This is a genomic window from Rhodoferax sp. P2_H8_2 (genome assembly GCF_056403235.1).
In genome coordinates this window covers 1-22,814 of sequence record NZ_JBFUFW010000002.1, presented here as the reverse complement: position 1 = coordinate 22,814, position 22,814 = coordinate 1, and the positions used below count along the sequence as shown (strand labels likewise).

At 59.9% G+C, this 22,814-nt stretch carries 19 protein-coding genes; 11 read left to right on the top strand and 8 right to left on the bottom strand.

Annotated elements, in window-relative coordinates; translation table 11 throughout:
* The first annotated feature begins 30 nt into the window (after nt 1–30).
* Together AC1DV6_RS02995 and AC1DV6_RS02990 are read left to right on the top strand one after the other, a co-directional pair.
* On the top strand, nt 31–1,128 hold the full coding sequence (locus AC1DV6_RS02995; protein WP_477974987.1) for a helix-turn-helix transcriptional regulator: 1,098 nt from the start codon (nt 31–33) through the stop codon (nt 1,126–1,128).
* A gap of 123 nt (nt 1,129–1,251) precedes the next feature.
* Entirely contained in the window at nt 1,252–2,271 is a 1,020-nt protein-coding gene (locus tag AC1DV6_RS02990) for an alpha/beta hydrolase (protein WP_477974985.1), read from the top strand.
* A 33-nt stretch (nt 2,272–2,304) separates the two neighbouring features.
* Here the strand turns inward: AC1DV6_RS02990 and AC1DV6_RS02985 are convergent, their stop codons facing one another.
* From AC1DV6_RS02985 to AC1DV6_RS02960, 6 genes are all read right to left on the bottom strand, one after another.
* The gene (locus AC1DV6_RS02985; RefSeq protein WP_477974983.1) at nt 2,305–2,805 is read right to left on the bottom strand and encodes a DinB family protein; all 501 of its coding nucleotides are present in this window, start codon (nt 2,803–2,805) and stop codon (nt 2,305–2,307) included.
* 54 nt (nt 2,806–2,859) lie between these two features.
* Nucleotides 2,860–4,782, bottom strand: a complete 1,923-nt coding sequence (locus AC1DV6_RS02980) for a PhoX family protein (RefSeq protein WP_477974981.1) — start codon at nt 4,780–4,782, stop codon at nt 2,860–2,862.
* A gap of 123 nt (nt 4,783–4,905) precedes the next feature.
* Nucleotides 4,906–6,819 carry a PhoX family protein gene (locus tag AC1DV6_RS02975; RefSeq protein WP_477974980.1) on the bottom strand — a complete coding sequence of 638 codons (1,914 nt, stop codon included), beginning with the start codon at nt 6,817–6,819 and terminating at the stop codon, nt 4,906–4,908.
* Between the two features lie 6 nt (nt 6,820–6,825).
* Nucleotides 6,826–7,587, bottom strand: a complete 762-nt coding sequence (locus tag AC1DV6_RS02970) for a FecR family protein (protein ID WP_477974979.1) — start codon at nt 7,585–7,587, stop codon at nt 6,826–6,828.
* A complete protein-coding gene (locus AC1DV6_RS02965; RefSeq protein WP_477974978.1) occupies nt 7,584–8,369 on the bottom strand; it encodes a BPSS1780 family membrane protein in 786 nt (261 codons plus the stop codon). The genes AC1DV6_RS02970 and AC1DV6_RS02965 overlap by 4 nt, the downstream gene beginning before the upstream one ends.
* On the bottom strand, nt 8,366–9,370 hold the full coding sequence (locus tag AC1DV6_RS02960; RefSeq protein ID WP_477974977.1) for a homoserine kinase: 1,005 nt from the start codon (nt 9,368–9,370) through the stop codon (nt 8,366–8,368). Before AC1DV6_RS02960 ends, AC1DV6_RS02965 begins: the two co-directional genes overlap by 4 nt.
* A gap of 52 nt (nt 9,371–9,422) precedes the next feature.
* Here AC1DV6_RS02960 and polA point away from each other — a divergent pair, with 52 nt between their 5' ends.
* The 5 genes from polA (at nt 9,423) to AC1DV6_RS02935 (ending at nt 17,355) form a co-directional block, all read left to right on the top strand.
* Complete coding sequence (gene polA / locus AC1DV6_RS02955) at nt 9,423–12,221, top strand: DNA polymerase I (protein ID WP_477974976.1); 2,799 nt, start codon at nt 9,423–9,425, stop codon at nt 12,219–12,221.
* Between the two features lie 107 nt (nt 12,222–12,328).
* Nucleotides 12,329–14,101: a methyl-accepting chemotaxis protein gene (locus tag AC1DV6_RS02950; RefSeq protein ID WP_477974974.1), complete on the top strand. Its 1,773-nt coding sequence runs from the start codon at nt 12,329–12,331 to the stop codon at nt 14,099–14,101.
* Between the two features lie 24 nt (nt 14,102–14,125).
* Nucleotides 14,126–15,532 (top strand): methyl-accepting chemotaxis protein, encoded by a 1,407-nt coding sequence (locus tag AC1DV6_RS02945; RefSeq protein WP_477974972.1) that lies wholly within the window; start codon nt 14,126–14,128, stop codon nt 15,530–15,532.
* A gap of 111 nt (nt 15,533–15,643) precedes the next feature.
* Complete coding sequence (locus AC1DV6_RS02940) at nt 15,644–16,552, top strand: dienelactone hydrolase family protein (RefSeq protein ID WP_477974970.1); 909 nt, start codon at nt 15,644–15,646, stop codon at nt 16,550–16,552.
* On the top strand, nt 16,549–17,355 hold the full coding sequence (locus AC1DV6_RS02935; RefSeq protein ID WP_477974968.1) for a ZIP family metal transporter: 807 nt from the start codon (nt 16,549–16,551) through the stop codon (nt 17,353–17,355). The genes AC1DV6_RS02940 and AC1DV6_RS02935 overlap by 4 nt, the downstream gene beginning before the upstream one ends.
* Before the next feature lie 4 nt (nt 17,356–17,359).
* On the opposite strand, the gene AC1DV6_RS02930 is transcribed toward AC1DV6_RS02935, so the two are convergent.
* Complete coding sequence (locus AC1DV6_RS02930; protein ID WP_477974967.1) at nt 17,360–18,229, bottom strand: sulfurtransferase; 870 nt, start codon at nt 18,227–18,229, stop codon at nt 17,360–17,362.
* Between the two features lie 141 nt (nt 18,230–18,370).
* Here AC1DV6_RS02930 and AC1DV6_RS02925 point away from each other — a divergent pair, with 141 nt between their 5' ends.
* Nucleotides 18,371–18,745: a YfeK family protein gene (locus AC1DV6_RS02925; protein ID WP_477974965.1), complete on the top strand. Its 375-nt coding sequence runs from the start codon at nt 18,371–18,373 to the stop codon at nt 18,743–18,745.
* Nucleotides 18,746–18,877: 132 nt separating this feature from the next.
* On the opposite strand, the gene AC1DV6_RS02920 is transcribed toward AC1DV6_RS02925, so the two are convergent.
* Nucleotides 18,878–19,849: a LysR substrate-binding domain-containing protein gene (locus tag AC1DV6_RS02920; RefSeq protein WP_477974963.1), complete on the bottom strand. Its 972-nt coding sequence runs from the start codon at nt 19,847–19,849 to the stop codon at nt 18,878–18,880.
* Between the two features lie 163 nt (nt 19,850–20,012).
* Here AC1DV6_RS02920 and AC1DV6_RS02915 point away from each other — a divergent pair, with 163 nt between their 5' ends.
* The 3 genes from AC1DV6_RS02915 (at nt 20,013) to AC1DV6_RS02905 (ending at nt 22,809) form a co-directional block, all read left to right on the top strand.
* Entirely contained in the window at nt 20,013–20,879 is an 867-nt protein-coding gene (locus tag AC1DV6_RS02915) for a pirin family protein (protein ID WP_477974961.1), read from the top strand.
* A gap of 52 nt (nt 20,880–20,931) precedes the next feature.
* Nucleotides 20,932–21,675 carry an SDR family NAD(P)-dependent oxidoreductase gene (locus AC1DV6_RS02910; protein WP_477974959.1) on the top strand — a complete coding sequence of 248 codons (744 nt, stop codon included), beginning with the start codon at nt 20,932–20,934 and terminating at the stop codon, nt 21,673–21,675.
* 717 nt (nt 21,676–22,392) lie between these two features.
* On the top strand, nt 22,393–22,809 hold the full coding sequence (locus tag AC1DV6_RS02905) for a hypothetical protein (protein WP_477974957.1): 417 nt from the start codon (nt 22,393–22,395) through the stop codon (nt 22,807–22,809).
* The last annotated feature ends 5 nt before the right edge of the window (nt 22,810–22,814 follow it).

Genomic DNA, 22,814 nt, shown 5'->3' with positions numbered 1-22,814 from the left:
TCGCTGAACGGCTTCGTGCAAGCTTCCATCGTGTCTTTGCTACTCCTCGTTGCCATGGGGCAGGGCGTGTTCCTGAGCGCCGCCTTGCTGCTGTCCCGGCACAGCGAATTGCAGTTAGCCAATCGTCTGCTCGCCGCGCTGGTCTTTCTATTTGCGTTGATCATCGGACACGCATGGATGGACGTGAATGGCTTGTTCGCCAGCTACCCGCATCTGGCGACTTCCATTGCCACTTTGCCTTTGCTGGTTGGCCCCTTGCTATGGTGGTATCTGCAAAACCTGCTGAACGGGGAGCCGCTTTCCCGGCGCAGCCTCTGGCACTTTTTGCCGTTTGCAATAGCGCTGCTGGCCTGGGCACCGTATTACCTGCAACCCGTGGATGTAAAACTGGCGCTGATGGCGCCGCGCATGCAGCTGCCCTGGTACCTGGGCGCGTTTGGTTTGCTCAAGGCCTTGCACCTCGGGGCCTATCTGTTGCTGGCGTACCGGCAGATCGCGCGGGAAGACCGCGAGCGACCGGGCCAAGCCATGGTGCACAGCTTGCGGCGACTGACCGCACTGCTGGGTGTGGGGCTGGGGCTGGATGCGCTGTTGTTTGTCGCCGAAGCTGCGGGCCTGCCCGTGCCGGTCTCTTCGGACTTGTGGGCGGCAGCGGTGCTGACCGGCTTTGTCTATGGCCTGGCGTTTTACGCGATGCGCATGCCCATGGGCTACCGGCTCCCCACACCCAGTCCGCGCGGCAAGCCCGCAGAGAGCTTGCTCAGCCCTGCCGAACGCAGCCAGTTTCTGGAAAAACTGAACTCCAGCATGGAGCAGGAGCAGCTCTATCGCGACGGTGAACTGAGCCTGGAAACGCTGGCATCCCACCTGGCGCTAACGCCGCATGAGTTGTCCCAGCTGATCAACCAGTCGTTGTCGGTGAACTTTCAAGAGTTTTTGAACGGCTACCGAGTGCGTGCGCTGCAGGCCGCGATGCGGGATGCCGCCAACCGCGACGCCACGATTCTCGATCTGGCGATGGGGGTGGGCTTCAACAGCAAGAGTTCGTTGAACCGGGTTTTCAAAAACCAGACCGGAATGACGCCATCGCAATTTCGGGGCGCTGAAGGCCCACAAAGTCCCAATTGACCATTTGAGACGCGCCAAAAGCCGCTGAAATCGGTTTGGAGGTCTCATTTCATCATTTGGGGCGCTTTTGAGCACCCAAAAACCAATACTTCCCGCTGTTCAACAACTTACCGGGAAATTGCAATGCTCAAAAAATGGTTCAGTGTGCTGGTACTCGCGTTCTGCGTTCTGGGCGCAAATGCCGCCGACCGCGGTATTTCTGAGGACGGATTTCAGTCGATAGGCGGCATCGAGCAATGGATCACAATTCGCGGCGAAGACCGCGCCAACCCGGTGGTTCTGGTCGTGCATGGCGGGCCGGGCAATCCCTTGAGCCCTTATTCAGACGCCATGTATGCCGCCTGGGCCAAGGATTTCACCATCGTGCACTGGGATCAGCGCGGTGCCGGCAAAACATTCGGGCGCACTCCGTCTACCGCAGAATCTGCGCTGACGCTGGACCTCATGGCCAGTGACGGCGTCGAAGTGGCCGAGTTTTTGCGACGCCATCTGACTCAGCGCAAGATCATTCTGATGGGCAATTCCTGGGGAAGCATCCTCGCGGTGCATATGGCCAAGCGGCGTCCTGATCTGTTCTACGCCTATGTGGGCACCTCGCAGTTTGTCAGCCGCACCGCCAACGAGGCCGCAAGCTATTCCCAGACGCTGGCGATTGCGAAGCAAGCAGACGATGCGAAAACTGTGGCCGCGCTCGAAGCCATCGGCCCGCCACCGCGCACCAACCCGCGTGCGTTTGGCGTGCTGCGCCGTGCCATCCGTGTCTACGAAGGGAAAGTCACCACGCCCGCACCAGCGAGCTGGTGGGCGCCCGCACCGCAATACGCCACGGCCGCCGCATTGGCCGACGCGGAAGCCGGTGAAGACTATTCGTTTGTGCAGTTCGTCGGGATGAAGGGAGACGGCATGCTGTCCCATGTCGATCTGCCAGGTATGGGTCTGCGTTTTGAGATACCCGTGTACCTCGTGCAGGGCAAGGAAGATTTGCTGACGCCGCTGTCCGTGACGCAGCCTTACTTTGACAGTCTGCAAGCGCCAGACAAAGCGATGGTGATTGTTCCCCAAGCGGGGCATGGACCGAATGAAGCGGTGCTAGCTGCGGAGTACCGTTTGTTGATGGAGCGTGTGCGCCCTGCGGCAAAGTAGGTCTTGAAAAGCAGCAATGCTGCTTGCCCGTGGCTAGGCGGCCACTTGCGCGGCGTCTATTTTGCCCAGCAGCCATTGCAGCCCGGCCAGGTGCTGCTGGTCATGGCTGCAGAGGTAATGCACCAGGCTCTTGAGCGTTAACGGGCCATAGCCCTCAAAAACCGCGGTGCGCAGGAACTGCTCTGGTTGCAGATTCGCCAGCAACACTAATGTCTTTGCGCGCGCCACACGGAATTCGGCAAACATGGCGTCAACATCGGCGCTGCCATAGGCACGTTCTCGCGCCAGCGCTTCGGTGTCAATCGACGCCAGCGTTGGGTGGTGTTCGGCCAGCGTTCGGCTAAAGCGCATGTGGTAGCCATCGATCTCGATGTCGCGCACATGGCAGATCTGTTCTATTGCGGTCAGCGGCTCGCTGGGCACGCCGTCCCAGGAAGCATGTGCCCAGTGTTGGTAGGCCGCAGGGATGGCGGCGTAATGCGCTTCCAGTTGGTCGGGAAACGCCTCCAGTGCGCGCAGTGTGGTGGTGAGCATGGACGGGTTCGCAAAAAAGCAACCCGTCCATTGTCAATCCATTACAGTTTTCGCTCAGGTGCCTATCTGTCCGCCATCCTTCTTGCGAATCACCACCGTCGCCGAGCGTGGCCGGCCGTTGGGGTTCTTGTCGGGCCAGTTGGAGATGGCACGCGGGTTTTGCGGGTTGCTGAGTTCGGAGGCTGGCTCGCCCGGGTGCTGGATGTTGATGAACATGGTCTTGCCGTCCGGCGTGCCGGTAGCACCTGTGATTTCGCAACCCATAGGTCCGACCAGGAAGCGGCGGATTTCGCCGGTTTTGGTGTCGGCCGCCATCATCATGTTGTTGCCCAGGCTCTTCAGATCACCCTTGCCCATGTTGGACGTGGACATATCGCACTGCACCCACAGCACGCCGCGGCTGTCGGTCCACAGGCCATCGGGGCAGGCAAACATGTCGCCCTTGACGTTGCCCTTCGCGTCTGCGCGGTCCAGGCCCGGGTCACCGGCCAGCACGAAGTGGTTCCACGCAAAGCGGGTGCCGCTGAAATCGACATCTTCCTTCCAGCGGATGATGTTGCCCATGGTGTTGTTGACGCGCGGGTTGGCCGCGTTCAGGCCGGGTGCCTTGTCGGCGGTGCGCTGGTTGTTGTTGGTCAGCGTGCAGTAAACCCAGCCTTCTCTGTCCACCGAAATCCATTCAGGCCGGTCCATCTTGGTTGCGCCCAGCAGGTCGCTGGCCTGGCGGCTCTTGATCAGCACCTCGCCCTGATCGGCAAAGCCGTTGGCAGTGGTTAGTGGACCTTGGCCATGCGTGAGGGCAATCCATTGGCCCTTGCCGTCGTCGTTGAATTGGGCGACATACAGCGTGCCATGGTCCAGCAATGTGCGGTTAGCGGCAAAGCCACCGGGTTGGATCTTGTCGCGGCTGACAAATTTGTAGATGTACTCGAAGCGCGCGTCTTCGCCCATGTAGACGACGGCGCGGCCATCGGGTGTGACGGCAGTCGTCGCGCCCTCGTGTGCAGCGCGGCCCAGAGCCGTGCGCTTCAGCGGCGTGGAGCTGGGGTTGGACGGATCGATCTCCACAATCCAGCCAAAGCGGTTCGGCTCGTTCGGGTTCTTGCTGGTATCAAAGCGCGCATCAAATTCGTTCCAGCGGTAGGGCGACTTGGCTTTCAGACCCCAGCGTTTGTCGTGCGCAGTTTGCGGTTCACTGCCACCGAAGAAGTCAACGAAGTTCTCTTCCGCCGTCAGGTAAGTGCCCCAGGGCGTGATGCCTGCGGCGCAATTGTTCAGCGTGCCCAACACAACGCGGCCCTGGGGGTCGGCGGCAGTTTGCAGCAACGCGTGTCCCGCTGCCGGGCCGGACATTTCTGTGCGGGTCGTTGCGGTGATACGGCGCGCCCATGGCGAGGGCTTGACCACCTTCCACGCACCCGCTGTGTCTTCGATTTCGCAGACCGACACTCCCACTGCCGCCTGCGCCTTGCGCACCTTTTCCGCACTCCAGTTGGTCATGCCATCGGGGAACAGCAGGCCGCCATCGAAGTATTCGTGGTTCATCACCAGGAGGCCGCTCTTCGAACCGTCTTGTGCGAAGTAGTGCATGCCGTCGTGGTGCATGCCGAATTGGGTTTCCTGTTGCTGCGCCGTGTTGCTCGCGTCTTCCTTGAAGGCATGGTCTTCGCCGGACAGACCGACTGCATCGCCCCAGCGCGCGATCACCTGCACTGAATAGCCTTCGGGCACGGCGACCTCATCGGTCACCGAGATCGGAACGCTCTTGAAGCCCAGCAAGGGTCCCTGGCTTGTACCGGTGGTCGCGCAGGCCGACAAAGCGGCGGCACTCACTGCGCCCAGCGGAGCCAGCAAGCCGCTTGCCATCGCACCCAGGCTGCCGCGTAACAGTGTGCGGCGCGAAGGGTGGGAGACGTCGTGGATGCTGGGGTTGGAGGAGCGGTTGCTGTCCTCCATCAGGGAAAAATCTTTGGCCATGGGTGTACATCGTTGTGATGCGCCCCGGCATTGGGGCGTGGCCCGTTTGTACCGGTCGTGTGTGACGATGTTGTGACTGCCCGATGACGGCCGTGCACAAGGGCAACGGCTCAGTTCCCAGTCTCAAGTACCTATCAGTCCGCCATCGTTTTTGCGGATCACCAACGTGGCCGAACGCGGCCGGCCATTGGGCAGGAAGTCCGGCCAGTTGGAGATCGCGCGCGGATTGGCCGGGTTGTTGCGGTCCAATGCCGCTTCGCCAGGGTGCTGGATGTTGACAAACAAAGTCTTGCCGTCCGGTGTGCCGCAGGCGCCGGTCAGCTCACAACCTGTAGGGCCGACCAGAAAGCGGCGCACTTCACCCGTGCGCGTATCGGCTGCCAACAGCGCGTTGTTGCCCAGGTTTTTGTAGTCGCCCTTGTGCATCCGTGATGAAGACATGTCGCAGCAAATCCACAGCAAGCCGCGCCCATCGGCCCAGAGGCCGTCCGGGCAGGCGAGGGCATCACCCTTGACATTGCCCTGTGCTTCGGCGCGCGACAGACTGGCGTCACCCGCCAGCACAAAGTGGTTCCAGCTGAAGGTGCTTGCGCTGTGGTCGCCATCGCCTTTCCAGCGAATGATCTGGCCCATGCTGTTGTTGGCGCGCGGGTTGGCAGCGTCCACGCCGGGGTCCGTGCCTACACCGCGTTGTGTGTTGTTGGTCAGCGTGCAATAGACCCAGCCGTCCGGGTCAACGGCGACCCATTCCGGCCGGTCCATCTTGGTCGCGCCCAGCAGGTCAGCGGCTTGGCGGGTCTTGACCAATACTTCGCCTTGGTCGGCAAAACCATTGGCCGCCGTCAGCGGACCTTGGCCATGGACCAAAGGCAGCCACTGGCCGCGGCCATCCGCATTGAACTGGGCCACATATAGCGTGCCATGGTCCAGCAGTTCCTGGTTGGCCTTGGCGCCGCCGGGTTTGATTTTGTCGCGGCTGACAAATTTGTAGATGTATTCGAAACGCGCGTCTTCGCCCATGTAGACGACCGCGCGACCGTCCTTTGTGACGGCGGTGGTTGCGCCCTCATGGGCTGCGCGGCCCAGCGCGCTGCGCTTGACCGGAGTTGATGTGGGATCGTACGGGTCGACTTCGACGATCCAGCCAAAGCGATTGGGCTCGTTGGGGTTGCGCGTTGCGTCAAAGCGCGGGTCGTGTTCGTGCCAGCGGTAGTCGCCGCCCTTGCCATCCTTCTTCAGTCCCCAGCGTTTTTCGTGCGCGGTCGGCTTGTCGCTGCCGCTGAAATACTCGATGAAGTTTTCTTCGCCGCTCAAATAGGTGCCCCAAGGCGTGATGCCAGCGGCGCAGTTGTTCAGCGTGCCCAGTACGGTGCGGCCTTCTGGATCGGCAGTTGTTTGCACCAGAGCATGGCCCGCGACCGGGCCGCGCATCGCAAACGGCGTGTTCGCCGTGAAGCGGCGTGCATAGCGCGATGGGGCGACGATCTGCCAAAGACCCGCTTTGTCACGGCGTACCTCGCAGACCGAGATGCCATGTGCGGCTTGGGCCTTGCGCACCTTTTCCAGGCTCCAGTTCGCAAAACCATCTGGGTACAACAGACCCTCATCGGTGTACTCATGGTTCATCACCAGCAGGCCGTGGTCCGCGGCGCCTTTCAATGGGAAGAACTGCATGCCGTCGTTGTGCATGCCGAACTGGGCTTCCTGTTGTTTTGCGCTGTTGCTGGCATCGGGTGCAAACGCGTGCAGCGCGCCGGCAATGCCGACCGGGTCGCCCCAGCGCGCGATCACCTGGGCCGAGTAGCCCGCTGCCAGGCTGACTGCGTCGGCCGCAGACGGCGCCACGCCGGCAAAGCCAAGAAAGGTTGGGGTAGAGGGGCTGGGGGACGCGTAGGCCGCCAAGGGTGCCAGCAGGCCGCTGGCCAGCGCACCGAGGCCGCCGCGCAGCAGGCTGCGCCGGTCCAGGTGAGAGATGTCGTGGATGCTGGGATTGGAGGAGCGGTTGCTGTCCTCCATGCCGGAGAAATCCTTAGCCATAGGCCTTTACTTGTTCGTTGTTCGCATCGCCGGATGTGTGGCATCGGGCTGGCTGTCCATATAGCCCATGCCGTCCTTGACACCCTTGCGTCCCAGGATTTCCCACGCGGTGCGCTGATTCGCCAGCCGCGCCAGGTATTCCAGTTCTTCGTCGGTATGGTTGATGGCCTTGGCGGGCGTCAGCATGCGGCCGCCCTTGGGCTCAACCTCACCCCAAAACGCCTGGTGATATTCCGCCTTGCTCAGCGCGCGGTCGTTGCCGGCAGACATTTCTACCGTGCCGTAACAGTTGCAGACATAGCCGCGACCGCCCTGGTTGGCAAACACCTCCGTGTACACGCCGGTGCCGCGAATGCCGGCGGTGATGGTGGGCGTGACGATTTGGCGGTAGGGGCCACGGCCCCAGACGCTGACCACTGCACCGGTCAACAGGCGCAGGAAACTGACTGCGCTCAGCGATGCGCCGCGCTCCACCCGCATCATCGAGTTCTGCCGCACGTGGAATGCCGACGTGCCCAGCACAAAAATCAATGTAGAACCGGGGCCGGTAACGATCTGGTCGCCGGTCTGGATGCTTTGCTCCCGGTTCAGGCGCATGCCGTTGACGGTCGCATCACCGACCAGCTGCACCACGTTGGTTGCTCCCGCGGCCAGTGCGCCGCCGGCGCCGCCCAACGCGCTCCAGGCCGTCGCAGCTTTCAGGAAGTCACGCCGCTGGAACCAGAGGACCTCGGATTCGGTGCGGCCTTGCAGGGTGTGTTGTGTCATGGTGTTTCTCCTGGAACTGATTCTTCGCCAAAACTGTCTCGAAAGGTGAAATACATGGATGTGAAGAACATTGCGACCAGCAGCAGCGCTGTAGGAAATAGTAGCGTGCCTACCAGCTCCGGGCCGCCCAACGTGGCGCCAATCACCGTAACCAGCGTGACCACCGAAACTGCCACGGCGCCCCACAGCAGGCTGTACACGGTCATCGCCCAGAAGTTGCGCACACACGCCACCAGGCTGAAGAACAAGCTCTTGACTGCGGGCACACCATGCCAGTGCACCAGCGCGGGCGCGTGCCAAAATGCCATGGACAGTGGCATATACAGCGCCAGTGCGACCAGCGTCGCCAACTGAAATTCGGTTTCCTGCAGTAGCTCGGGTGTGAGTGCTCCGCCCAGCAAGTACAGCTTGGCAAACTTGCCGCCGTCTACCAGTGTGGAGACGCCCAGTACCAACAGGATGCTCACGGCATACAGCACGCCCAGCAACAGCATCGCGCGCGCCTGGCTGCGCTCCGCGCGAAAGGCCGTGACCAGCAGCGTGGGCATCGGGAAGTTACCCAGTGTGGCCTCGCGCGTTGCGGCCATCAGTCCGAGGGTGGCGGCAGGCAGTAAGGCCAGCGATAGCACGCTGCCTGCGTAGGGGATGAAGCCGAGCACCGATATGGCAGCCATGAACAGGAAGAACAGGCCACTCATCGCCAGCGGCTGGCGCAGGAAGGTGCGAATGCCCAGACGCACCCACAGCGTGCCCGTGCGTGCAGGAACAATATTCAGCTTCATGCCATTGCCTCCGCGTCTTCCAGCGCGCGCTGCATGGTGAGTGGATGGGCCACGCGCTGGCGCAGGACGCGCTCAAAGTGCGAGGGGTCGTGCGCGGTCAATACCGATGCTTCGCGCGGCAAATGCAAATCCCACAGCCGAGACAGCCAGAAGCGCAATGCGCCGGCGCGTGCCAGCGCAGGCAGCAACTGCCGCTCCTGTGGCAGCAAAGCACGTACCGCACCATAGGCTTCCAGGAATGCTTCGGTGCGTTCCATGTCGGCCACGCCGGTTGCCAGGTCAATGCACCAGTCGTTGAGACATACGGCGATATCAAACAAGAAGCTATCGACACCCGCGAAATAGAAATCAAAGAAGCCCGACAGTGCGAGCGGCGCGTTGGCATCTTCTTGGGGTGCAAACATCACGTTGTCGCGAAACAGGTCGGCGTGGACGGTGCCGCGCGGCAAAGCGGTATAGGCCGATAGGCTTGCTACATGGTTCTGGTAGGCCAGTTCGCTCTTCAGCAGAGCGGCCTGCTCAGGCTGCAGGAACGGCAACACGACGGGTACCGTTTCGTTCCACCAGGGCAGCGCGCGCAGATTGGGTTGCGCCATCGTGAAGTCGCGGCCCGCCAGGTGCATCCGGGCCAACGTGGCGCCGACCAAAGCGCAATGTTCGGCCTGCGGTTGCAACTCGCTCTTGCCGCGCAAGCGGTTCACTACCGCAGCGGGTTTGCCATTGAGGCTGTGCAGCACATCGCCATCGCGGTTGGTGGCAGGGTCTGGCACCGGGATGCCATGTACTGCCAAATGCTTCATCAGCCGCAGGTAGAACGGCAACTGCTCGGCCGTCAGGCGCTCGAACAGCGTGAGCACGTAAGCGCCCTGGTCCGTCGTAACGAAGTAGTTGGTGTTTTCGATGCCGCCCGAGCAACCCTCCATCGATTGAAGGGTTCCGAGACCGAGATCGTGAAGAAAAGTGCCGGCTTCCGCTAGGGAAACCTCTGTATAGACTGCCATGCGTCCATTGTAGGGCTCTGTTTTCACGGTGCGTGGGGGCACAATAGTCACCATGAGTGAAACCAAGAAAACCCTGCTGCTGGTCGATGGCTCCAGCTACCTCTACCGCGCCTTCTTTGCCGGCGGCGGCGACATGAGCATCACGCTGCCCGACGGCACCGTGCAAAAGACCGGCGCGATCCGCATCATGGTCAACATGATGCAGCTGCTGCGCAAGGAGTACCACGCCGATTACATGGCCTGCGTGTTCGACGCCAAGGGTGGTACCTTTCGCGATGCGATTTATCCCGAATACAAGGCGCACCGTGATCCCATGCCCGACGATTTGCGCAGCCAGATCGCGCCCATCCACGAGGTCGTGCGTCTGCTGGGCTGGCCGGTGCTGGATGTGCCGGGTGTAGAGGCCGACGATGTGATCGGCACACTGGCACTGGCGGCCTCTCGTCAGGGCATTGAAGTCATCGTCAGCAGCGGCGACAAGGATTTGGCGCAACTGGTGGATGAGCACATCACCATCATCGACACGATGAACCAGAAGCGGCGCGATTTGGCCGGTGTGGAGGCAGAGTTTGGTGTGCCGGCACGGCTGATGCTGGATTACCAGACGCTGGTCGGCGACGCCGTCGACAACGTACCGGGCGTGCCCAAGGTCGGGCCTAAGACAGCGGTCAAATGGCTGCAGGAATATGGCTCGCTGCAGGGTGTCGTGGACAACGCGGCCAATATCAAGGGCGTGGTCGGCGAAAACCTGCGCAAGACGCTGGACTGGCTGCCCACCGGTCGCTCGCTGCTGTTGATCAAGACCGATTGCGACCTGACTGGTTGGGTCGACGGTATGCCCGCGCTGGACGCGATTGTGGCCAAACCGCAAGACACGGCGAATCTGCGCGATTTTGCGGAGCGGTATGGCTTCAAAGGCATGGTCAAGACGCTGGAAGCGCAGCTATCTGCGCCCACCGCACCTACCTCGCCCACCGCTGCCACGAAAGCTTCCGACGCCCCTGGCTTGTTCGATGCACCGGCGCCCGCAGCCCCCCCGCGTACCAGCAACCTAGCGTACGACACCATCCTAACCTGGGAGCAGTTCGACACATGGCTGGCCAAACTGCAAGCTGCCGAACTCACCGCGCTGGACACCGAAACCACCTCGCTCGACGAAATGCGCGCCGAGATCGTGGGCATTTCCTTCAGCGTGGAGCCTGGTCAGGCTGCTTACATCCCGGTGACGCACCGCTACCCCGGCGCGCCCGAACAGCTCAACCGCGAAGAAGTGCTGGCCAAACTGAAGCCCTGGCTGGAGAACCCCAAGGCGCTGAAGCTGGGCCAGCACATCAAGTACGACCGCCATGTGTTTGCCAACCACGGCATTGAAGTACAGGGCTACGCGCACGACACGATGCTGCAAAGCTATGTGTTGGAAGTGCATATGCCGCATGGGCTGTCTAGCTTGGCAGAGCGCCATGTCGGGCGCAGTGGCATCACATTTGAAGATCTGTGCGGCAAGGGCGCGAACCAGATTGCGTTTGACCAGGTCGACATTGAAAAGGCAGCCGAATACTCCTGCGAAGACTCGGACCAGACCTTGGATGTGCACCGCGTGCTGTGGCCGCAATTGCAGGCTAACGACAAACTCAAGTTCATTTATGAGTTGGAGATCGCCAGCAGCGAAACGCTTTACCGCATTGAGCGCAACGGGGTGCTGATCGACGCGCCGACCCTGGCCACGCAGAGCCACCAGCTGGGCCAGCGCATCCTGCAACTGGAAACCGAGGCCTACGAGATTGCAGGGCAACCGTTCAACTTGAGTAGCCCCAAGCAATTGGGCGAAATTTTCTTTGACAAGTTGGGCATGCCGGTAGTGAAGAAGACCGCTACCGGCGCGCGCAGTACGGATGAAGAAGTATTGGAAAAGCTGGCAGAGGATTACCCGCTGCCCGCCAAGCTGCTGGAGCACCGCAGTCTTGCCAAACTCAAAGGCACCTACACCGACAAGCTGGCCCAACTCGCGCTGCCGCGCACGGGCCGGGTGCATACGCACTACGCGCAGGCCGTGGCCGTCACAGGGCGCTTGTCGAGCAATGATCCGAATTTGCAAAACATCCCGATACGCACAGCAGAAGGTCGCCGCGTGCGCGAGGCCTTTGTGGCGCCCGAGGGCTCCGTGATTGCCAGCGCAGATTACTCGCAGATCGAGCTGCGCATCATGGCGCACATCAGCGACGATGCGGCGCTCTTGAGCGCCTTCCACAATGGTCTGGATGTGCACCGTGCGACTGCCGCCGAGGTTTTTGGCGTGCCGGTGGATCAAGTATCAAGCGAGCAGCGCCGCTATGCCAAAGTGATCAACTTCGGCCTGATCTACGGAATGAGCGCCTTTGGCTTGGCGCGCAATCTGGGCATCGACAACACCGCCGCAAAGAACTACATCGCGCGCTATTTTGAGCGCTACCCCGGCGTCAAGAATTACATGGAGACCACCCGCGCACTGGCCAGGCAACAAGGCTACGTGGAAACCGTGTTTGGCCGGCGCCTGCAGCTTGGCGGCATCCAGTCGGCCAAGGGCGCGCAGTTGGCGGGCCTGGAGCGCGCAGCGATCAATGCACCCATGCAGGGCACTGCAGCCGATCTGATCAAGCTCAGCATGAACAAGGTGCAGCAGGTACTCGACCAAGAGAAGCGCGCCACCAAGATGATCATGCAGGTCCATGACGAACTGGTGTTTGAAGTGCCTGAAGCCGAAGTCGATTGGCTCAAGACCGAGATTCCGCGGTTGATGGCGGGTGTTGCGGAACTGAAGGTGCCGCTATTGGCCGAAGTAGGCGTAGGTCCGAACTGGGACAAGGCGCATTGAAATTCTGCGCCTGGGCAGTCATGATGCGCTAAGAAGCGAAGCCTAGAATGCGCAAGGCTGGTGACAGTGTGTGCTAGTGGTTGGATGTAACTAAGAATGGAATTTATATGGCTACCTTTTTCAATAACGTATCGGTAGGCAAGCGTCTGGGCGTGGCCTTCGCTCTGATTCTGGCGTTGTCCATTGTCATCATCCTGGTAAGCCTGTCGCGCCTGAATGCGGTAGCCGATGCCACCAGACAGATGATTGCCAGTCCGATCAAGACCGAGCGCATCATCGGCGACTGGTACCGCAATATTTACGCAGGTATTCGCCGCACATCGGCCATCGCGCGCAGCAGTGACCCGTCTCTTGCCGCGTTCTTTGCCGAAGACCAGGCCGCATCCACCAAAAGCTCTACGGAATACCAAAAGCAGATTGAAGTATTGATGGACAGTGACAAGGAAAAGGCCCTGTTTGCTGCCGTTGGAGAGCAACGCAAGGCTTACATCGAGGTGAGAGACGCTGTCGTCAATCTCAAGAAAGAGGGCAAAGCGGAAGAGTCTCTGAAACTGATGGAAGAGAAGTTTGTGCCGGCTGGAAAGTCCTACCAGGGCAAGATTGAAGAGTTGCTGCTGATGCAGCGACAGGAAATTGACGAAATCGGCAAGTCCATCGATGAAATTTACGGCGCAAGCCGAACGTTGATGATTGCCTTGGGGGGCGTCAGTCTTTTTTTCGGATTGATCGTTGCATGGCTCCTGTCCAACAGCATTACGCGTCCTCTGAACCAGGCCAGCATGGTTGCCCGCCGAGTCGCTGAAGGCGACCTGACCACCCGGATCGACAACCAGCGCAAGGATGAAGTCGGGCAGTTGCTCAGCAGCCTGCAGGACATGCAAACCAATTTGATCAAAGTTGTCAGCAATGTGCGCACCGGTTCTGAATCCGTAGCCACCGCCAGCGCCGAAATCGCACAGGGCAACAACGACCTCAGTGCACGCACGGAAAGCCAGGCCAGCGCGCTGGAGGAAACGGCGGCCAGCATGGAGGAATTGGGTTCCACCGTCAAAGCCAATGCAGACTCTGCGCGCCAGGCCAACCAGCTCGCGATGAGCGCATCCACCGTGGCCGTCAAAGGCGGTGAAGTCGTGGGCCAGGTGGTGGAGACCATGAAGGGCATCAACGATTCCAGCCGCAAGATCAGCGACATCATCAGCGTGATCGACGGCATTGCGTTCCAGACCAATATCCTGGCGCTGAACGCCGCAGTGGAAGCGGCCCGGGCCGGAGAGCAAGGCCGTGGTTTTGCCGTGGTGGCGTCCGAGGTGCGTAGCCTTGCCGGGCGCTCTGCGGAGGCTGCCAAAGAAATCAAGAGCCTTATTGGTGCCAGCGTGGAGCGGGTCGAGCAGGGTACTGCCCTGGTGGACCAGGCGGGAACCACGATGGCAGAGGTCGTCAGCTCGATCAAACGTGTGACCGACATCATGGGCGAGATCAGTGCAGCCAGCAACGAGCAGTCGGCTGGCGTCTCGCAGGTTGGTGAAGCGGTTACGCAAATGGACCAGGCCACGCAACAAAATGCAGCGTTGGTAGAGCAAATGGCCGCGGCCGCTTCCAGCCTCAAAAGCCAGGCGCAGGACCTGGTGCAGGTGGTGGCGACCTTCAATTTGGGCGACCAACACGCCATGAACCGGGCCCCGCGTGTAGCGGCCCCAATCAAGTCAAAACCAGCAGCGGCTTTCAGGCCGCAGAGTCCTCGGCCCGCAGCGCCCGCCAGGGTTGCGGCCGGTGCACCTGCCCGCCCCAGCGTAACCAAGACAGCGCAGTTGTCGGCGCCTACCCCCAAAGTCACCAAAACCACCCCTGCTGGTGGTGATGACGATTGGGAAACTTTCTAAATTGATATCCGCACGAAGAGACACATGCAAATGACCATTAAGAATCGATTGATGCTGGCCTTTGGTGTCATGCTGGCGTTGTTGGCCATCGTGACGGGCGTGGGGCAATCGCAGTTGGCGACCATCAACCACTACAACGAAGAACTGGATTCGCGGGCCTTCCGTCTTTCGCTGGCGAGTGACTGGGACACACAGATCAAGGTTGCATTGGCGGCGAAAACCGCGTTGCCCGGTCTGGATATCGAACCGGTCAAGAAGTTGTCGGCGATCACGTCTGCTGCAGAAGAGAAAAGCCTGCTGGCTGCCGCCACTTCCGCACAGGCGGGTACTCCCGAAACCTATGGCGCAGCCGTCAGCCAACTCACCAAAAAACTGGTGGACATGCAGATCAGCGACAGCGGCAAACTCAAGGCCGCCATGAACAGTGCGATCACCGTGCTGTGGACGGTGATGGTGATTGGTGTCATCGTGGGCATCGTGCTGGCGCTGCGCATGTCCAATAGCATCGCCACACCGCTGAAAGCCGCCGCCCGTATGGCCGAGCGCGTGGCCGATGGTGACCTGACCAATGACATCCGTGCGAGCAGCTCGGACGAAGTGGGCACGATGCTGCGCTCGCTCTCCAAGATGCAGGAAAACCTCGGCAAACTGGTCGCCAATGTGCGCAGTGGTTCCGAGGGCGTGGCAACCGCTTCTTCTGAAATCGCGCAGGGTAACAACGACCTGAGCGCGCGCACCGAACAACAAGCCAGCGCGCTGGAGGAAACCGCCGCCTCCATGGAGGAGCTGGGCTCCACCGTCAAGCAAAACGCAGACTCCGCACGTCAAGCCAACCAGTTGGCGCAAAGCGCGTCCACCGTGGCCGTACAAGGCGGTGCCGTGGTCGGTGAGGTAGTTGAAACCATGAAGGGCATCAACGAGGCCTCGCGCCGCATTGCCGACATCATCAGCGTGATCGATGGCATTGCCTTCCAGACGAATATTCTTGCGCTGAACGCCGCGGTCGAAGCCGCGCGCGCGGGTGAGCAAGGCCGTGGGTTCGCAGTGGTGGCTTCCGAAGTGCGCAGCCTGGCCGGGCGCTCTGCCGAAGCCGCCAAGGAGATCAAGAGCCTGATCAGCACCAGCGTAGAGCGCGTAGAGCAGGGAACGGCATTGGTGGACCGGGCCGGTACCACCATGGCCGAAGTCGTCAGCTCCATCAAGCGCGTGACCGACATCATGGGCGAGATCAGCGCCGCCAGCAACGAGCAGGCGTCTGGCGTGGCGCAAGTCGGCGAAGCAGTGCGCCAGATGGACAACGCGACACAGCAAAACGCGGCGCTGGTGGAAGAAATGGCCGCTGCCGCAAGCAGCCTCAAAGGCCAGGCGCATGAGCTTGTGCAACTGGTCTCAGTCTTCAAGCTGGGTTCGGATGGCCACTTCTCGCGCTAGTGCTAAGGCAGAAACGACAATTAGGAAACCCTTTAACAGCAGTGCCAGAAAAGTCTGACTACACTGGCGCGGCATTTCATCCACGGATTACTTACTGATTTGGAGACCCACATGCTCAATGAGATCCAGCAAGACATCAATTCCCTGTTGCCCGGCAAAACGACCGAGCAGGGAGCCACCCGCCGCACCGCGCTGAAGGCAGCGATTGGCGTGGGCTACGCGGCCGCTGCCATGCCCATCATGGCGCAAACCGCGATCAAGACGCCGACCACTGGCCTCGCATTTGGAACACCCGTCGTTGAAGTAGAAAACTATCCTGTTCCGATGTACTGGGCCGCGCCCGCTGGCAAAAAGAACCTGCCAGTCGTCATCGTGATCCAGGAAATCTTTGGCCTGCATGAATACATCGCTGACGTCTGCCGTCGGTTTGCCAAGGCCGGTTATCTGGCGATTGCGCCCGACCTGTACGCGCGCCAAGGCGATGCGGCTTCTTACACCGATATCGGCAAGCTGCTGGCCGAAGTGGCCAACAAAGTGCCCGATGCGCAGATGCTGGGCGATCTGGATGCGATGGTGCAATGGGCCGGTGAGAACGGTGGCAACCTGAAGAAAGTCGGCGTCACCGGCTTTTGCCGCGGCGGCCGCGCCACCTGGTTGTTTGCGGAGCACAACCCCAAGGTCAAGGCAGCCGTGGCCTGGTACGGCCCTGTGGTCGGCACGTCTTCGGCATTGACCCCTAAGAGCGCGATCGAATTGGTTGGCAACCTGAAGGCTCCGGTGTTGGGCCTGTACGGCGGCGCCGACGGCGGCATTCCGCTGACCACTATCAATGAAATGAAGGACGCGCTGGCCGCAGCAGCAGCCAAAGGCAACAAGGCGGCCAAGGCCTCCGAGTTTGTGGTCTACCCCGGAGTCGGCCACGCGTTCCACGCCGACTACCGTGCCAGCTACAACAAGATCGCAGCGGAAGACGGCTTCCAGCGCGCTTTGGCTTGGTTCAAAGACAAGGGTGTGGTTTGACACTTCTGGCGATTCTGATCGGCACATTGGCTGCCGGTATTGGCAGTGTCTGGCTGGCAGCGGCCCTGAGTTTCGGGCCGCTGTCGCGCTACACCCAGCACATGCTGAGTCTGGCAGCTGGCGCGCTCTTGGCCACGGCCTTCATGCATTTGTTGCCCGAAGCCTTTGAGAGCCAAGCCGCCGCCAAAGACCTGTTTTTGACACTGCTGATCGGGCTGGTGTTTTTCTTCTTGCTGGACAAAGCCGAGCTGTGGCACCACGGGCATGAACATCACCACGGCGAGCATGGCGGCCCTGACCATTCGCATGATCATGGCCACGCACACCACCACGGCGATGCCAAGCCTGCGGCCGGTAGCTGGGCCGTGTTGACTGGCGACAGCGTGCATTGCTTTGGCGACGGCGTGCTGATTGCGTCCGCCTTCATGGCCGACATGCGCCTGGGCGCCATCGCCGCAGTTGCCGTGCTGGCACACGAGGTACCGCACCATATGGGCGACTTGATGGTGTTGCGCGCGGGTACATCGAACAAGCGCGCTGCGCTGATCAAGGTGTCACTGGCGGGGGCGGTAACGGCAATCGGCGGTTTGGCAGGTTACTGGTTGGTCGATCAGTTGCAGGATTACCTGCCGTACTTTCTGGTCGTCGCGTCCAGCAGCTTTGTCTATGTAGCGCTGGCAGATTTGATCCCGCAATTGCAAAAGCACCTGAGCCTGCGCGAGACGGCGGCACAAGTTACGTGGTTGCTATCCGGCATCGTGCTTGTGACGCTGGTGAGCGGCCTGGCCCACGGCGGCCACTAAAACACTAGCCCTTGGCGACCGGCCTTTGCGGGTCGGCGACCCACTCGCTCCAGCTTCCCGCAAACAGCGCGCTGCCGGTCAATCCGGCAATCTCCATCGCCAGAATATTCGGTACCGCACTGACACCACTGCCGCAGTGGTGCACCACGTCTTCTGATGCACGTTTGCCCAGCAATGTTTCAAACTCCGCACGCAATTGCGCTGCGGGCTTGAAGCGCCCATCGGCGCCGATGTTGGTTGGGAACGGACGGTTCAGCGCGCCGGGAATATGGCCTGCCACCGGATCAATCGGCTCGACCTCGCCCCTGAAGCGCGGCGTGGCACGTGCGTCCAGCACGTGCTGCTTGGCGCTGCCGAGCTTGCTCAGTACGGTTGTCACATCCACCAGTTTGACCAGCGGCGCCTGAACCGTGAATGTTGTTGCCGCCCGCACAGCTTCAGTGCCTGCGGTGACCGGTAAACCCGCCGCTTGCCACGCCTGAAAGCCTCCATCCAGCACCGCCACATTCGCGTGCCCCATCCACTTGAGCATCCACCACAACCGCCCGGCGTAATTGACGCCCTGGCGGTCATAAACCACAGCTTGCATGCCGTTACCAAAGCCTACGCTGCCCAGCCATGCGGCAAAGTTATCGCGCGAGGGAAGAGGGTGGCGGCCGCCGGATGCGGCGTTGGTTCTTGCTGGATCGCCCTTGGCACTCAAAGCCGTGTCCAGATTCGCATACACCGCGCCAGGGATGTGCGCCTCTGCGTATTGGGCCGGGCCCTGGTTGGGATTCATCAGATCGAAGCTGCAGTCAAACACCATGCAGGCTTGGCCGCCGGACTGCAGGGCTTTCAACTGGTCTACGGAAATGAGCGTGGTGTGGGGCATGGTGGTTTCAATAGGCGATGGATGGCGCATTATCGGATCAAGCCGAGCGAGCAGATACATACAGAACATCGTGCAGTAATGATCACGTTCAAAGCGGGCACCGAATGGTTAAAGTGTTGAGTCAAGCAAATCCATATTTCCATGCAACACCGAATTCTGACCACCGTGGCTGCACTCAGCTTTTCCTTGTGCGCCTTTGCGGCCCCCTTCATTACCATAGCGGTGCGCACCGAGATCGACGGCTTGTTGACCCGACTGGAGACATCGGGTTGCGAATTTCAGCGCAATGGCAGTTGGTACTCTGGCAAAGAGGCCCGAGCGCATTTGCAGCGCAAACTCGACTATCTGATCGACAAGAACATGGTGCAGACTGCGGAGCAGTTCATCGAGAAGGGTGCGAGCAGCAGCAGTTCCAGCGGCAAGGAATATCTGGTGCGATGTGGGAGGGCGGAGCCGCAACCTGCCGGCCAATGGTTGAGCCAGGAATTGAAGGCCCTGCGATTACAACGCAGGTAACTGCTGCATATTTGCGGCCTTGTGGGATGGCCACTCCGGGCCACAAGCCGTCTTCAGCGGATGTCTGCTTTAGAGAAAGACGACATTGCTGCAGTGCCCAACCGATTCGATTTCTGCTGGCCTCGTGTGGGGTCACTCGACTGCGCGGGGCAGTTCGTCTACCAGGTAATCCAAGAATACCCGTACCGAGGGCAGCCAACCCAGCCGAGTAGGTAGTACGGCGGTCAGATGCGAGTCGGCTGCGCGCCATTGTGGCAACACCCGGACCAGCCTTCCCGCCGCCACGTCCTCTCGGCATACGTAGCCGGGAAGCACGACAACGCCCAGGCCGGCACAGGCAGCCTGCTTCAATGCGACCATGTCGTTGCTCACGAAGCGCGCGCTAATTGGCACCATGGTGGCGGGTTCTTCCTCGAATCGAAGTGACCAGCTTTTCGTCGTTCCCCGGCCGTGTGCGATGGTGTTGTGGGTCACTAGATCGTCGGGGCGATGCGGAATACCTTTGTCATCGAGATAGGTCGGAGAGGCGAACAAATACCAAGGAACCTCTGCCAACCTACGCTGCACGAGTGACGAATCAGGCAGAGGGCCGGTGTGAGCGCGAATCGCCAGGTCGTACCCTTCTCCAACAATATCCACCATCACGTCGGACGCGTGCTGCTCAATACTGACTTTCGGATACATGCGCATGAAGTCAGGAAGAATGTTCCGCAATGCAAACTGCGCAACCGCCACGGACGAGGTGATGCGGATCGTGCCACTCGGTTCACTCTGTCGCTGTCGGCCGAAATTCTCCGCCTCTTCGGCCACCCTAAGTAGAGATTGCGCATGGCGGTAGAAGTCGTCGCCCACGTGCGTCAATCCGAGTTTTCGGGAGTTCCGATTGAGCAACTGGATTCCGAGATCTGTCTCAAGCTGCTGCACACGCAGGCTCAAAGTCGACTTTGACGCGCGCAGCACCCGCGCGGCAGCGGTAAATCCGCCATGGTTCACCACTTGCACGAAATAGAAAACGTCTGTCAGGTTCAACACCCCACCATCATCCCATTTTTTAAAACGATGCGTCAGACATTCTCTGGCTTCTCGAACGATGAGTAAATCCATACAGTTCAGTTCTCAGCTTTCAGAAGCCTCAGATGTCGACGTCTTTCACTAAAAAAGCAGTTGTTCAATTGGCTGACGTTTACAACGCCCTGGACATTCCCATCGCGACGTTGGTCTGGCAGTTGAAGAGCACCCCGCAATCCAAGAATCAGTGAGGACAGCCATGAGCATCCAGTTTTCAAAGGTGGCGACGGCAACGGCGCAGGCAGTAGGCGACGGATGCACCATCGCGCAGTTCCGGCACGACGCTTTCGGCGGCACGGCGATGTCACCTTTCGTGATGGTGGATCACTTCCATATGTGGCAGCCCACTTTCGAAGTTCACCCCCACGCGGGGTTTTCTGCAGTCACGCTCGTTTTCGATGACACGAAGGGTTCCATGGAGAGCCGCGACTCGATTGGTAACAATGCGACGTTCGGTGCCGGTGACCTGCATTGGACGTTGGCGGGTCGCGGGATCCTGCATACCCAGCTTCCGGTGAAATCGGCGCACATTCATGCGCTGCAGATTTTCGTGAATTTGCCGGCATCCCTGAAGCGACTGCCGCCGGATTCGTTCCACATAGGCCATGACCGGATGCCCGTCGTCCAGACAGCGGAGGGGGTGCGTGTGCGCGTCGTTGCTGGAGATTTCCAGGGGCGGTCTTCCCCAATCCCGGCACCCCGCCCCATCCTGATGCTCGACGTACGGTTTGAAAAGCCAGGCGCATCCATTGAAGTGCCTTTGCTAGGCGAATGGAACGCGTGGGTGCACGTAGTCCAAGGCAGCGTTGTCGTGGACGGCGACACGGAGTTGCGGGCCGATCAAGCCCTTTGTGCCAGTGCCAACGGCAGTGACGGCATCTTCACTCTGCGCGCTGGTGAAGAAGCGCACTGCGTTGTACTGGCTGCCGAACGGATCGATGAGCCCGTCATTTCTCGCGGGCCGTTTGTCTACCAAAGCGAGGCGGCGCTCGATGCTGCAGTGCGCGACTTTCATGCCGGGAAGTTTGGGTCGGTGGCGTCCCCGCCTGTGTCAGAAATTTCCTAAGCCGGTGCAGTCAGTCACACCAAATCCACTCTAACCCACAGGAATAAAAATCATGGTCACCAACAAAATTGCAGTTGTTACTGGCGGCTCACGCGGTATCGGCGCAGAGATTGCCAAAAAACTCGCTGCGCAAGGCACGGCCGTAGCCATTGTGTATCGCGGCAATGACGCTCGGGCCGATTCGGTCGTCGACGCCATCAGGACTGCCGGCGGCACGGCCACAGCGTTCGCGGCAGATGTGGCCGATCAGGCCGCGGCGCAGAGCGCGATAGACGCGATCGTGGCCCAATTCGGCCATATCGACATCCTGGTCAACAACGCCGGTGTGTTTGAAGCGCGCAATTTTGGCGCCATCGACGCTGAGCATGTCAGTCGCGTGTTCAGCGTCAACATGGGCGGTGTCCTGAATATGACCCAGGCTGCTGTACCGCATTTCCCCGCTGCGGGTGGGCGCATTGTCAATGTTTCCAGCAACCTCATCTACACGCCACGTCCCGGAACGGCGATTTACGCGGCAAGTAAAGCCGCCGTCTCTGTCTTGACCAATGCCTTCGCTAAGGAACTTGGCGCACGCGGAATCACCGTCAATGCGGTGGCACCATCCATGACCAGCACAGACATGACAGCTGCTACCCCCGAAGCCCGTCGTCAGGCTGTCATTGCCGCGACGCCCGCAGGCCGCATTGGAGAGCCGGCAGATATTGCCGACGCAGTCGTCTTTCTGACTTCGGACGATTCGCGTTGGATAACGGGGCGCACCATCCTGACTGACGGCGGGTTGACCGATGCACTGTAGGTAGTTCGGTCGCTGCGATAAGTCAGGGACAGTTGCGGACCTCTGCGGATGACCGCTTTGAAGCATTGCATCTCAATTGACGCACTTCAGCTTCGTCTCGATTGATGCTGCGAGCCGGGAGTGGCACTACAAGATCGTCCAATTTTTTCAGATCCATTTTTCCACCAAATCTGCAATATTGAGCCAACATTGCAGTGCCCCTTGACAGGGCGATCGAACATCCTGTGGCTCAGCCACTTCCAGAGTGGCGGTGGATACCGTCGGCATACGCAGTGTGTATTTGAATGAGCTAAGGAATACAGCTGTTCGTCTTGCAATTTGCAGCGAATGCGCCCACACTAAACCCGTTGGACAACAATAAAGTTAAGGATGACAAGTTCAATCTTAAAACTCTTCGCGGTGACAATCATTAGTACTGTCGCCCGTACGGCGATTTGTGCGCCCGAAGAGACATCGCCGCGTCTACTGACGTTGCCGTATCCACCCTTCACAATTGAAACGGGGGCAAACGCRCCCGGAGCCATTGGCGAGATTTTGSTGRAYATGTCCAAGCGCATGGGTATCCCRAACGCTAAGGTTGAGTTTTTTCCTTGGGCGAGAAGCCAGATGATTGCAAAGAGTCAACCTCATGCTGTCATCTTCCCAATGGATAGATCCYCAGAACGCGAAGATGAATACCGATGGATTGTTCAACTCCACTGTCGAGTTGTGGGTTTCATGGCCTTAAGTTCTTTCGTTGGTGATCTAGATCATGGCGAAAGTCTTAAAAAATACAAAGTTGGAGTTCTACGCGCGTCTCCAAGCCAGGGCTTACTAAAGAGTCTGAAACTGCCGAATGTCATYGAAGGGAATGACTACGCAGACTTGGTCAAGATGTTGCAAAAGCACGTGATTGACGTCATTTTCGGGACGCAAGAAATCAGTGTCTACGAACTGACTCAAGCGGGATTGAAGCCCAGCGAATTCAGTATAGGTAAACCAATCTACTCGCGTGGTATTTGGCTTGCAGGGAATCTGGCAATGCCCGATGCTGAGATTGCCCAGTGGCGCCGCGCCTTTGATCAGGTCTCTCAAGATGGCACTTATAGAAAAACTTTGCGTAAGTACCAAATCACTGAACGAACGTGTCAGTAAAGCCG